The 12,323-nt window shown below is 65.3% G+C and carries 8 protein-coding genes and 1 riboswitch; of the genes, 3 read left to right on the forward strand and 5 right to left on the reverse strand.

Translation table 11 applies throughout. The annotated features are described in order from the left end of the window. Nucleotides 1-204 precede the first annotated feature (204 nt). From CR917_RS10090 to CR917_RS10110, 5 genes are all read right to left on the reverse strand, one after another. The gene (locus CR917_RS10090; protein ID WP_104572243.1) at nt 205-2,925 is read right to left on the reverse strand and encodes a LuxR C-terminal-related transcriptional regulator; all 2,721 of its coding nucleotides are present in this window, start codon (nt 2,923-2,925) and stop codon (nt 205-207) included. A 252-nt stretch (nt 2,926-3,177) separates the two neighbouring features. Then, a complete protein-coding gene (locus tag CR917_RS10095) occupies nt 3,178-4,542 on the reverse strand; it encodes a DUF1329 domain-containing protein (RefSeq protein ID WP_043864362.1) in 1,365 nt (454 codons plus the stop codon). A gap of 25 nt (nt 4,543-4,567) precedes the next feature. Continuing rightward, nucleotides 4,568-6,451 carry a DUF1302 domain-containing protein gene (locus CR917_RS10100; RefSeq protein WP_043864361.1) on the reverse strand — a complete coding sequence of 628 codons (1,884 nt, stop codon included), beginning with the start codon at nt 6,449-6,451 and terminating at the stop codon, nt 4,568-4,570. A gap of 337 nt (nt 6,452-6,788) precedes the next feature. Then, nucleotides 6,789-8,471, reverse strand: a complete 1,683-nt coding sequence (locus CR917_RS10105; protein ID WP_054916228.1) for a fatty acid--CoA ligase — start codon at nt 8,469-8,471, stop codon at nt 6,789-6,791. Between the two features lie 132 nt (nt 8,472-8,603). Next, on the reverse strand, nt 8,604-9,233 hold the full coding sequence (locus tag CR917_RS10110; RefSeq protein ID WP_043864359.1) for a LysE family transporter: 630 nt from the start codon (nt 9,231-9,233) through the stop codon (nt 8,604-8,606). Between the two features lie 188 nt (nt 9,234-9,421). Here CR917_RS10110 and CR917_RS10115 point away from each other — a divergent pair, with 188 nt between their 5' ends. The 3 genes from CR917_RS10115 (at nt 9,422) to CR917_RS10125 (ending at nt 12,260) form a co-directional block, all read left to right on the forward strand. After that, nucleotides 9,422-10,384, forward strand: coding sequence for a 2-hydroxyacid dehydrogenase (locus CR917_RS10115; protein ID WP_104572244.1), 963 nt, complete (start codon nt 9,422-9,424; stop codon nt 10,382-10,384). Between the two features lie 42 nt (nt 10,385-10,426). Beyond that, nucleotides 10,427-11,425, forward strand: coding sequence for a class I SAM-dependent methyltransferase (locus CR917_RS10120; RefSeq protein WP_043864357.1), 999 nt, complete (start codon nt 10,427-10,429; stop codon nt 11,423-11,425). A gap of 39 nt (nt 11,426-11,464) precedes the next feature. After that, nucleotides 11,465-11,584: riboswitch (yybP-ykoY riboswitch) on the forward strand. A gap of 88 nt (nt 11,585-11,672) precedes the next feature. Then, nucleotides 11,673-12,260 (forward strand): TMEM165/GDT1 family protein, encoded by a 588-nt coding sequence (locus CR917_RS10125; protein WP_043864356.1) that lies wholly within the window; start codon nt 11,673-11,675, stop codon nt 12,258-12,260. Nucleotides 12,261-12,323: the final 63 nt, after the last annotated feature.

Raw genomic sequence — 12,323 nt, forward strand, 5'->3', positions numbered from 1 at the left:
CAGGGACAGGCTCGGCTTCAGGACGCAAGCAGCGCGACGATCATCGCCAGCGCATGCTGCTTGGCAAGCAACGTCAACGGCTGCAGGCCTCGGAAAGGCTATCGGCAGCACGTGCACTTTGCTTGAGGCGCCGCAAGCATGCGGCACGAAGCCAACGCGCCAAGCGTGATGGCGCGATGCCATCATACTTGGCCGACTGCCGTGCTACAACAGGCCCAGCGCCTTGGCCCGGGCGACCGCCTGGGTGCGGCGCTCGACGCCGAGCTTGCTGTTGATGTGGCTGGCGTGGGTCTTGACGGTGTGCAACGAAATGAACAGTTGCTCGCTGATCTGCTGGTTGGAACACCCCAGCGCGATCAGCTTGAGCACCGACATCTCTCGCGCACTCAGGGCCTCGGTGCCCGCCCCGGGGGCCGGCGAGGTATCAACCACCGGCAACAGCGACAGCAGGCGCGCCTGCACCGGCCCCGCCGGCTGGGCCAGCAACTGCTCGCGTATCCACTCGGGGTGATCTTCCAGCAGCCGCTGGAAGGGTTGCAGCACGCCCCCCTGCGCGGCCTCCAGGGCCTGGGGCAGCAACACCACGGCCGCCTCTGCAGCACCGCTCGCCAGCAACAGGCCGATATGCTGACACACCGCGGTGGTGCCGAGCAGCTGGCCGCCATTGCTGCGCCCGTGCTCGGCCAGCGCCTGCAGGCGTTGTGCGGCCTGTGCGGTACGCCCCTGGGCCTGTTCCAGCAGGGCCTGCTGCAGTTCGATGTGCAAAGGCAGCAGCGGATGGAACTCCGGTGCGGCGGCGGCACGTTCGCCACCGTAGGTCTGGCCCAGGCGCAGCAGCCAGGATTCGGCCAGGTCCATGCGCCCCTGGGCCAGCCACAGCTCGCATTTGACCAGGGTGATCATGGCCAGGTAGAACACCGGCGGCACGTCCCAGATATGCATCAGGCGCTCGGCCTCGGCCAGCTCGCAGAAGGCCTCGGTAAAACGCCCCTCGCGCCCGTCCAGGGTGGCCAGCACGCAATGCCCGATCAGTACGCTGATGTCGCGACAGGCACGCGCTTCCACCAGCCCGGCGCGCAAGCGCGCACGCCCTTCCTGGGGCTGCAGCCCGGCGACCAGCAGGTAGCCTTCGTACAGCGCCAGGCGCGCACGCGCCGCGTACAGGCGCTGGGCCGACAGCCCTTGCAGGCGTTGCAGGCCGTGGCGCACCTCCTCCATCGAACGCAGGACCTCGCCACGGGCATGCAGCACCCGCGCGCGATCGTAGTGGGCCAGGGCCTCGAACAACGGGTTGCCGACCCGCCGTGCCAGCTCCAGCGCCTCGCGGTTCCAGCCACGGGCGTGCCAGAAATCGCCCTCGGCGATGGCCAGGTTGGACAACGTGGACAGGCACATCAGGCGCTGGCCGTAGCGCTTGGTGGGCAGGCTGCGCAGCGCCTGCTGGCAGTACGAGCGGGTTTTCAGACGATCGCCGCGACCGCGGGCGATGATTCCGCTCAGGGCCAGCCATTGCGCCAGCATGGACTTCTGCGCCGTGGCCGAAGGCGCCGGCAGGAACCGGCTGAGGTGGCTGACCAGTTCCTCGGCCGCGTCCAGCTGGCAGGCCAGCCCCAGCGCCCAGCTGTACAGCACGATCAGGCGCGGGGTGCTGATCAGCAGGCTGTCGGGCAGGTCCATCTTCCAGCGCAGCAGCATGCCGACGTTCTGTTCGGCCAGCAGTTGCTCTTCGGACAGGTTCTGCACCAGGTTGGCCGCCACGTCCAGGTGACCGGCGCGCAGGGCCTGCTCCACCGCCTCGTCGAGCAGGCCCTGGGCGTGGAACCAGCGGCACGCGCGCAGGTGCAGGCTGGCCAGCGGCTGGCTGGCCTGGCGGGTGCGCAGCAGGTCGGAGAACAGGTGGTGATAACGCAGCCATTGACCCTGCTCGTCCAGCGGTACCAGAAACACCTGGTGTGCCTTCAGGTAACGCAGTATCTGCGCGCTGTCGTGGCTTTCGCGCAGGGCATCGCACAGGTCGGCGCAAAAACGCTCCTGGCAGGCGGTGTCGTAGAGAAACGCCTGCACCTCGGGCGGCAGGCAGTCGATGACTTCTTCGAGCAGGTAGTCGCGGATCAGCCCTTCGCCGCCATGCAGGGCGTGGGGCAAGGCGCTGTCGACCCCCGCCTCGGAGGCGGCCAGCAGCCAGAAGCGCAGGCCGGCGACCCAGCCATCGCTGCGTTGAATCAGGTTGTCCAGGGCCTGGCCACGCAGCGTGGTGGGGTGCTGGTCGAGCACGGCCAGGGATTCCTCGGGGCTCAGACGCAGGTCCTGTTCGGTGAGCTCGAGCAACTGCTGCGACAGGCGCAGGCGCGCCAGGTGCCAGTCGGGACGCTGGCGGCTGGTGACCAGCAGCACCAGGCCAGGCGGCAAATGATTGAGGAAGAACTGCAGGCAGCGGTCGAGCACCGGGCCCTGGGCCAGATGGTAGTCATCGAGCACCAGCAGCAGCGGGTTCTGCGGGTGCAGGTGCAGGGCCAGTTCGTCGAGCAGGCTGTCGAGCCACTCCTCGAAGGCAAAAGGCTGGTGCCGCTGGCGCATCTTGAGCAGGCCCAGGGCCTGGTTGCCCAGGTCCGGGCAGAACTGCTGCAGCCCTTCGAGCAGGCGTTCCAGAAAGCGCCCGGGGTCGCTGTCGCGCTGGCTCAGCCCCAGCCACAGGCTGCCCCACGAGGCGGGCAGGCTCTGGCAGAACTCCACGGCCAGCGAGCTCTTGCCGAAACCGGCGGGCGCCGAAACCAGCAGCAGTCGACCGCTAAGGCCGGCGTGCAGGCGCTGGCATAGCCGCGGGCGCGGCACGTGCCCCTCGGGCAGTGGTGGACGGTAGAAGCGGCCCTCCACAGCGCTGATGGCCTGGCTGGCGAACCCTTGCATACGCGACAGATCAGTCATGGCCGGCTCGTTTTAGTTGGAAGTCTTCGGCAGAACAGACCCGCCGAGACTAGCGCTTTAAACGGCACATTTGAAGATGATTGGCGCAGAGGTCGGAAAAAAGACTACAACAAAAAGCGACAAAAACTCACGAAGCGCAGCATTGCGCGCACTTCATCCCGCATTGCCCCTCACGGCCTGTTGTCGGGCCACACACAGAAACGCCCCGGGCAAGCCGGGGCGTTCTGGGGATCACACGGAGGAGGTTCTAACTCAGCGCACACCATCCTGGCGCAGCGCTGCCGGCTGGAAGTCGGCCTTGCTGGCAGTGAAGTCGAAGTTGTAGGCCTTCTGCTCTTCGTTCTTCATGCCCAGCGCCAGGTAACGGCCCGACTGCAGGTCGTAGATGGCTTCCAGGGTGTACCACGGCACCTGCTTGTTGTAGTAGTCCTGGGCATGTGCCTCGGATACCCGCCACAGCTGGCCGCGGCCGTCGTACTGGTCGATCACGGCCGCTTGCCAGGTGTCTTCGTCGATGTAGAAGTCACGCTTGGCATAGATGTGCCGCTGGCCCGGTTTCAGGGTGCCCACCACATGCCACACGCGACGCAGCTCGTAACGGGTCAGGTCCTGGTTGATATGCCCCGGCTTGATGATGTCGGCATACTTGAGGCTCGTCGAATCGAGCTTGTAGCTGTTGGAGGCAATGTACATCTCCTTCTTGCCTTCCAGCTTCCAGTCGTAGCGGTCCGGCGCACCGTTGAACATGTCCAGGTTGTCGGAGGTACGCAGGCCGTCAGCGGCGGTACCCGGGCCGTCATACGACACTTGCGGGGCCTGGCGCACGCGGCGCTGGCCAGCGTTGTACATCCAGGCCTTGCGCGGCTCCTTGACCTGGTCGAGGGTCTCGTGAACCAGCAGCACGGTACCGGCCAGACGCGGCGGGGCGGTCACTTTCTGCTTGAAGTAGAACAGCACGTTGCCAGGGTTGGCCGGATCGAAATCCTTCAGGCGATCGCGGAACATGAACTGTTCCTCGAGCTTCACCATGCTGTAGCTGCCGTTCTGCTGCGGCGTGGCCTGGTTCACCACACGCGTGACGCCACCGCCACGGTAGCGGGTGATGTGGTTCCAGATCACCTCCACACCGCTTTTCGGGATCGGGAACGGAATCGCGATCTGGAAGTTCTCCAGCCCGTTGCCGCCAGCTACCAGGTTGGTGGTGGTGGCGTTCTTCTTGATGGCGGCGAACACCGAGTCCGGCACCGTGGAGCCACGCTGGGTCGGGTACACCGGCAGCTTGAAGGTGTCCGGATAGCGCTTGAACATGGCCAACTGGCCAGGGGACAGCTTGTCCTTGTACTGGTCGACGTTCTGCGCGGTGATGGTGAACTTGGGCTTGTCGTTGCCGTACGGGTCGGACAGGAAGCCCTTGGCATCGACCGAACCGGCCGTGGTGCTCAGGGGCTGCCAGGCGGTGATCGAACCGTCGGCATTGCCGGCCTTCTCGGCGCCCATCGGGGTCAGGCTGGTGCCCAGCTTGGCGGCTTCGTCGGCGGACACCGCCGCCATCACGCCGGTGGCGAGCAGCGACAGGCTCAGCACACCGATTTTCAACAGACTCTTGGTTGCTTTCATGATCTTGGTCTTCCCGGATCAGTGCTTAGAAGTTCACGCCGAAGCTGAGGGCGATGAAGTCGCGGTCATCCACGGTGGTGTACTTGCCATCGAAGAAGTTGGTGTACGACAGGCTCGCGGTGTAGGTGTTCTGGTATTCGGCGTCCAGGCCCAGGCTGACCGCCTTGCGCCCTTCCTCGAAGTTGCCGCCCGGGCCTGGCGAGTAGCCGGACACGTCATGCGACCAGGCCACGCTCGGCTTGAGGTTGACCCCGGCGAACACATCGTTGTAGTCCCAGATCACGCGGCCACGGTAGCCCCACGAGGTGCTGGTGGTGTAGCCGTCCTTTTCGCACTTGCGGCTGCGGTTGGCGGAGGAACCACCGCCAGGCGCGGCGCCACCGATGGTGCCGGCGTTGAGGATGTCCGAGCAGGTGTTGAGGCCGAAGGTATCCGGCAGCGGGCCAGGGCCATACACCGGATCGCGGCCGTAGCGCAGCTTGTCGGCGCTTTCCAGGCCGCCCACGTGGGTCACGCCCACTTCACCTACCACGGTCATGCGGCTGGCGCCCATCACCTGGTCGAAGAAGTGCGTCAGGGTGGTCTGGAACTGGGTGATTTCCTTGCGCTTGTAGCCGTGCAGGTCGGTATCGGCCTGGCCCTTGAGCAGCGAGGCATTGCCGAACGTGCCGCCCAGCTGGGTGACCCCGGCGTACAGGATGTCGGTGGTGTTCAGCTGCACCGGTGCGTTCGGCCGGTAGCTGATTTCACCGCTCCACGCGGTGCCGGTAGGCAGGGTGGTGGAGAAGCTCAGGCCGTACAGGCGGATGTCTTCGGGATACTCGACGAAGTACTTGGAGTTGCCCGCCACGATGGCGGCGCCGGTACGCGGGTCGACCATGCCGGCAATGGCGTAGGCCTGTGCAGAAGCCCCCGTGGCGCTGAAGATCGGCGCACGGCTGTGGTAGTTCATGGCGTAGGCGCCGAACTCGGTATTGAGCGGTTCGAACATGTAGCGCAGGGCAACACCGAACTGGCCGCTGTCACGGGCATCGCGGTCGGGGCCGCGCGCCACCTTGATGCCTTCCTCGTTCACGTCCACGCCGAAGTTGGCCAGGCCGGCGATCTGTGCCGGGGTCATGGTGCGGCTGCTGGACAATACGCGCAGGTTGTCGGTGCAACCGTCGGCGATGATGTCCGGCTGGGAGAAGAAGGTGCCGCAGTTGTCGACGACGGTCTGGTCCCATTCCAGCTGGTAGAAGGCTTCGGCCGACAGGTTGTCGGTCAGGCTCTGGGAGATGTAGAACATGTTGACCGGGATCAGGCCTTCCTTGATCTCGGCACCCGGGCGGCGGAACGCGGAAACGTCGATGGGGTTGATCGAGTTGATGCCACCACCGATGAAGGTACTTTCACCCCAGCTCACCACCTGCTTGCCGAAACGCACCGAACCCGGCAGTTCGCCAATCGAGTAGTTGTGGTAGACGAAGGCGTCGAGCAGCTCGGCACCGGACGACTTGGCGCCCTCTTTGCGGTTGGAGTCGCTGATGTCCTTGAACTGGCGGTGTTCGTCCTTGAGTTCGAAGTCGTACCAGTACTTGCCACGCACGAACACGCCGGTGTCGCCGTACTTGAGCTCCAGGTCGTGGATGCCCTTGAAGATCTTCGAGAAGGTCTCGCCGCGCTTGAAGTTCAGGTGGCCGTCGTCGGAGGTCTGCGACAGACCCTTGCCGCCGTTGTTGACGCCGATCAGGTTCTGGTTCGGCTTGGCCGTCGACCAGCTGGCCCCCACGGACAGCGACGAGTCGAACTGACCTTCGATTTCACCGATGTTGAAACTGACGCCGAATGCAGGGCCGGCGAGCGTAGAAGCGAGGCTGACGGCCAATGGCAATTTCGCCCGGCGCCAGAACAGATTTACTGATGTCATCGACGCTACTCCATGTACTTTATTTTTATGGCAGTGAGTCCTTTGAGAAACGCATCGAACGACCGACGTGAATACGCCTGCTGGTCGACCAACGTGGCAGTGCGCAGTCATTTGCGCGGGCCCCCGTCCCTAAAAATCCCCTGACCCGACTATAGCCAGCAGGTACCTGTGCTTGATCCCTCTAAAGTGTGATTTGCACGTTGGTACTACACCCAAAGAGCTGATTCGCTCGCCAACTGCGCGGGCAGCGGCAAGGATGGCCTATTTTTTCGCTTTGACAAGGCGCGCAGGTGTCTGGCGCAAGGGTCGCACCCGCCAGGGCGCGACCAGCCCGCCTTCAGAGGGTGGACAGAAATGCGCTGTTGCTGGCCTGCCAGTGGCTGATGTCGACGCGGATGCGCTTCTTGTCCAGCTTGCCCACGCTGGTCTTGGGAATTTCGGTAACAAGGGCGATCTGGCTGGGGATTGCCCACTTGTTGATCATGCCCAGCTCCACGTAGGGCTTGAGGTGCTCCTTGAGCTCGCGGGCGTCGATGCTGGTGCCGTCACGCACCACCAGCAGGGCAAACGGACGCTCGCCCCACTGCGGATCGGGTACACCCACCACCGCCACTTCGCGCACCGAGGGGTGGCGGCTGACGAGGTCTTCGAGGGCCAGCGACGACACCCACTCCCCGCCGGTCTTGATCACGTCCTTGATGCGATCGCGGATATCGACCACGCCCATGCTGTCGATGGTCGCCACATCCCCGGTGTGCAGCCAGCCGCCCTGCCACAGCTCGGCGCCTTTCTCCGGTTCGCGGAAGTACCCCATGCTCAGCCACGGCGCGCGCAGCACCAGTTCGCCCTGGGACTCGCCGTCAGCCGGCAGGAAGCCGCCCTCGGCATCCATAACCGCGGCCTCCACCAGCGGCACCGGCACGCCGGCCTTGATGCGGTAGCTGATGCATTCGTCGTCGCTGCCGGCCAGCAGCTCTTCGTTGAGGTGGGCACAGGCCACCAGCGGGCAGGTTTCCGACATGCCATAGGCCGCCGTGAGCTGGATGCCCTGGGCCTTGGCCGACTCATACAGGGCGCGGTTGAGCGAGCTGCCGCCGATGATGATCTTCCAGCCGCCGAAATCCTGGCCCTGCGCGCCCTTGGCGTTGAGCAGCATCTGCAGGATGGTCGGTACGCAGTGCGAGAAGGTGACCTTTTCGTCCCGCCACAGCTGACACAGCATCTCCGGCTCGTAGCGCCCCGGGTAGACCTGCTTGAGCCCGAGCATGGTGGCCACGTAGGGGATGCCCCAGGCGTGCACGTGGAACATCGGGGTGATGGGCATGTACACATCATCGGTGCCCAGCAGGCGGATGCTGTCGATGCTGCCGGTCACGGTAGCCACGCCCAGGGTGTGCAGCACCAGCTGGCGGTGGGTGAAATACACGCCCTTGGGGTTGCCGGTGGTACCGGTGGTGTAGAAGGTGGTGGCCACCGAGTTCTCGTCGAAGTCGGGGAAGTCGTAGGTGGTGGCCGCGCCCGCCAGCAGGTGCTCGTACTCGCCCACCAGGTTCGGCAGTTCGGCATGCTTGTCGGGGCCGTCGGTGAGCAGCAGGGTCTTCTCGACCGTGGTCAGTTGCGGCGCGATGGACTGATACAGCCCGATGAAATCGCTGTTGACCAGCACGAAGCGGTCTTCGGCGTGGTTCATGGTGTAGAGGATCTGCTCGGGCGACAGGCGCACGTTGATGGTGTGGGCCACCGCGCCGATCATCGGGATGGCGAACATGCACTCCAGGTAGCGATGGCTGTCCCAGTCCATCACCGCCACGGTGTCGCCGGCCTTGACCCCGGCTGCGGTGAGCACGTTGGCCAGGCGCGCGATGCGCTCGCTCAGGGTCAGGTAGTTGTAGCGCAGCTGATCGCGGTACACGATCTCGCGGGTTTTCTCGTAGCGGCTGCCCGACATCAGCAGGCGCTTGATCAGCAGCGGGTATTCGTAAGCGCCCGCAGCGGGGGCGATAATCCTGGTTTGCAGCATGGGAGTCCCTTTTTCGAGTACGCAGGCATGGCAATACGGCGCTTACTCTAGAACGGGACGGGAGCGCTCAAATCAGCCAAAGGAATGATTTGCGCGCCCTCAGGGATGACAGGCCAATGGCCATCAACCGCCTCAGTGCATCTCGGTGAAGGCGATCTTGATACCCAGCGCCACCAGCACCGCGCCCATGCCGCGATCGAACCAGTGGCCCATGCGCGCAAAGCCGGAGCGCACGCGGGCGTGGCTGAACAGCAGAGCCACCAGGCAGAACCACAGGCCGGTGGCCAGCGCCAGGTAGGCCCCGTAGCCGGCCTGTATCAGCAGCGGCGTGTGCGGGTTGATCACCACCGTGAACAGCGACAGGAAGAACAGCGTGGCCTTGGGGTTCAGGCCGTTGGTCATGAACCCTGCCACAAAGGCGGCACGCGGGGTGCGCGCCACGGTCGAGACCTGCACGCTCTCGCTGCCGGCAGGCGCCGGGCGGGCACGCAGGGCCTTGATGCCGATGTACACCAGGTAGGCCGCAGCCAGCCACTTGAGCACGTTGAACAGCATGATCGACTGCGACACGATCAGGCCGATGCCCAGCAGCGAATAGCCCACATGCAGGAAGATCGCCGTGCCCACGCCGAAGGCGGTCCAGGTACCGGCGCGCCGACCGTGGGTAACACTTTCGCGCACCACCACCGCAAAGTCCGGGCCGGGGCTGGCCACGGCCAGCAGGTGGATCAGCGCAACGGTGAGAAATTCTGCCCAGTACATGGGGTGACGCTCCTGGCAAACGATCGGGTGGCGTACCTTACCCACTGCCTGGCAGTTCTGAAAGATACAGTTACAAGTGAATCGGCACAGTCACCTCCCGTGCAGCCGGATGCCTGGCTTTACGCCCACGGCGATGCAGGCTCTAATGCCCCACTACCTGCTCAAACCACACCCCAGGAGCCTGCCCCATGACCTTGCGCCGCGCTGTATTCCTCGACCACAGCTCCCTGGACCTGGGCGACCTCGACCTGAGCCGCCTGCGCGGCTGCTTCGATGAACTGCAGTTGCACCCGACCACTGCCCCCCACGAAGTGGCCGAGCGCCTGCAGGGCGCGAGCGTGGCGATCACCAACAAGGTGCACCTGGACGCCGCCGCCCTCGCGGCCTGCCCCGACCTAAGGCTGATCCTGGTGTCGGCCACCGGCACCAACAACGTCGACCTGCAGGCCGCGCGCGCCCAGGGCATCGTGGTCAGCAACTGCCAGGGCTACGGCACGCCCTCGGTGGCGCAGCACACCCTGGCCCTGCTGCTGGCGCTGGCCACTCGCCTGCCCGATTACCAGCAGGCGGTGGCCGACGGCAAATGGGCCCAGGCCAGGCAGTTCTGCCTGCTCGACTTTCCCATCGTCGAACTGGAGGGCAAGACCCTCGGCCTGCTCGGCCACGGCGAACTTGGCGGTGCGGTGGCGCGCCTGGCCGAAGCCTTCGGCATGCGCGTGCTGTCCGGCCAGTTGCCCGGCCGCCCGGCCCGCGATGATCGCCTGAGCCTGGCCGAGCTGCTGCCGCAGGTGGATGCGCTGACCCTGCACTGCCCGCTCAACGACAGCACCCGCAACATGATCGGCGCCGCCGAGCTGGCCCTGCTCAAGCCCGGCGCGTTCGTGGTCAACACCGCCCGTGGCGGGCTGATCGACGAGCAGGCGCTGGCCGACGCACTGCGCAGCGGGCACCTGGGTGGCGCCGCCACCGACGTGCTCAGCGTGGAGCCTCCGGTCAATGGCAACCCCCTGCTGGCAGGCGATATCCCGCGCCTTGTGGTCACCCCGCACAGTGCCTGGGGCGCGGTCGAGGCGCGCCAGCGCATCGTCGGCCAACTGGCCGAGAACGCCGAAGCCTTCCTGCAGGGCAACCCGCGCCGAGTGGTCAGCTGAGTTCTGCTAGAATTCGCGACTTTTTGCAGAGGGGCGCCGACCATGGACCCGCGTAGTGAAGTGTTGCTCCGTCAGGCCGAGCTGTTCAAAGGCCCCGTGTTGCTGGCCGGCCTGCCCGCCGACGACCTGCTGGGCAGCCTGCCCGATGCCCGCGCCTGGAGCTGGCACGCCGGCGACCAGGCCGCGCTCGAGGCGCGATTTGCCGGGCGCAGTCACTATGGCGTGGAGGTGCCGCCGGTGGCTTTCGACGGCGCCGTGCTGTTTCTGCCCAAGTCCCGCGATCTGGCCAACTACCTGCTCAATGCCCTGGCCTCGCGCCTGGGTGGGCGCCAGCTGTACCTGGTGGGTGAAAAGCGCGGGGGTATCGAGGGTGCGGCCAAGCAGCTGCACGCCTTCGGCAAGCCGCGCAAGCTCGACAGTGCACGCCATTGCCAGCTGTGGCAGGTCACGGTGGACACCCCGCCAGAGGCGCAGCCGCTGGAAAGCCTGGCGCAACGATTCGAACTGCCACTGGCCGAAGGCCCGCTGCAGATCGTGAGCCTGCCCGGGGTCTTCAGCCATGGCCGGCTGGACCGCGGCAGCGCGCTGCTGCTGGACAACCTCGAGCAACTGCCCGTGGGCCATGTGCTGGACTTTGGCTGCGGTGCGGGCGTGCTCGGCGCGGCGATCAAGCGCCGCTACCCACAAAGCCGGGTAACGCTGCTGGACGTGGATGCCTTCGCCGTGGCCAGCAGCCGCCTGACCCTGGCCGCCAATGGCCTGGAGGGGGAGGTCATCGCCGGCGACGGCATCGATGCCGCGCCCCGCGAGCTGAACGTGATCCTGAGCAATCCGCCGTTTCACACCGGGGTTCACACCAACTACCACGCCTCGGAAACCTTGCTGAAAAAATCGGCCGATCATCTGAAAAAAGGCGGCGAACTTCGGCTTGTGGCCAACAGCTTCCTGCGGTACCAACCGCTCATCGAAGGCGCCTTGGGCAACTGCCTGATTCGCGACGAGGGACAAGGCTTTCGGATCTACCAGGCCACACGAACTTAAAAACTTCGCTTGCCCAAACGGTTTTGCCTAGGCAGAATCCGCTCCGTCCTAGGGGAGTAGTCTCCCGCGAGCACCCAGCTCGCCCGGTACGCGTCAACATACTTGGTCCTCAGACCATGGCGCGTACGACCCACGGTCCGCACAGACGGATCCAGGGTTTGACAAGACCTATGACACGCACACCTTACCCGGGGCGGGAAGGCTGTACGTGTCATAGCCGTGTCGACCCGCCCCCGTAGGAATCCTGATGCTGGAATCATTGCTGGTCCCCACCGCCATCGTTGCGCTCGCCGAAATCGGCGACAAGACGCAACTGCTCGCGCTCATCCTCGCTGCACGCTTTCGCAAACCCTGGCCGATCATCGCCGGTATCGTTGCCGCGACCCTGGCCAACCATGCGGCGGCCGGAGCAGTGGGTGCGTGGTTCGGCAGCTTCTTCTCGGAGGCCACGTTGCACTGGATCCTGGCCGCAAGCTTTGCCGCCACGGCCCTGTGGACCCTGGTGCCGGACAAGATGGATGACGATGAAGCCAGTACGGCGCGGCGCTTCGGCCCGTTCCTGACCACGCTGATCGCGTTCTTCATTGCCGAGATCGGCGACAAGACGCAGGTGGCCACGGTGATGCTGGCGGCGCAGTACCCGCACCTGATCATGGTGATCATCGGCACCACCCTGGGCATGCTGATTGCCAACGTACCGGTGGTGCTGGCGGGCAATTTTGCCGCCGAGAAGCTGCCGTTGACCCTGATCCGTCGCCTGGCGGCCACGGCATTCGTGGTGCTGGCGCTGGTGGCGGTGTATTCGGCGATGAAGGTCAGCGGGTGGGTGGGCTGATACCGGCTAGCGTATGAAGCATTCGCCGGCAAGGCCGGCTCCTACAGGTTCAGGTAGGAGCCG

It is taken from the genome of Pseudomonas sp. BRM28 (genome assembly GCF_002939405.1).
In the GTDB taxonomy this organism is placed as follows: domain Bacteria; phylum Pseudomonadota; class Gammaproteobacteria; order Pseudomonadales; family Pseudomonadaceae; genus Aquipseudomonas; species Aquipseudomonas palmensis.

Bases quoted from the DNA above. Each gene is read 5' to 3' on its own strand.
- CR917_RS10095 (WP_043864362.1), bottom strand. From the start codon at position 4,542: ATGAAAGCAACCAAGAGTCTGTTGAAAATCGGTGTGCTGAGCCTGTCG.
- CR917_RS10100 (WP_043864361.1), bottom strand. From the start codon at position 6,451: ATGACATCAGTAAATCTGTTCTGGCGCCGGGCGAAATTGCCATTGGCC.
- CR917_RS10120 (WP_043864357.1), top strand. From the start codon at position 10,427: ATGGACCCGCGTAGTGAAGTGTTGCTCCGTCAGGCCGAGCTGTTCAAA.
- CR917_RS10090 (WP_104572243.1), bottom strand. From the start codon at position 2,925: ATGACTGATCTGTCGCGTATGCAAGGGTTCGCCAGCCAGGCCATCAGC.
- CR917_RS10115 (WP_104572244.1), top strand. From the start codon at position 9,422: ATGACCTTGCGCCGCGCTGTATTCCTCGACCACAGCTCCCTGGACCTG.
- CR917_RS10105 (WP_054916228.1), bottom strand. From the start codon at position 8,471: ATGCTGCAAACCAGGATTATCGCCCCCGCTGCGGGCGCTTACGAATAC.
- CR917_RS10125 (WP_043864356.1), top strand. From the start codon at position 11,673: ATGCTGGAATCATTGCTGGTCCCCACCGCCATCGTTGCGCTCGCCGAA.
- CR917_RS10110 (WP_043864359.1), bottom strand. From the start codon at position 9,233: ATGTACTGGGCAGAATTTCTCACCGTTGCGCTGATCCACCTGCTGGCC.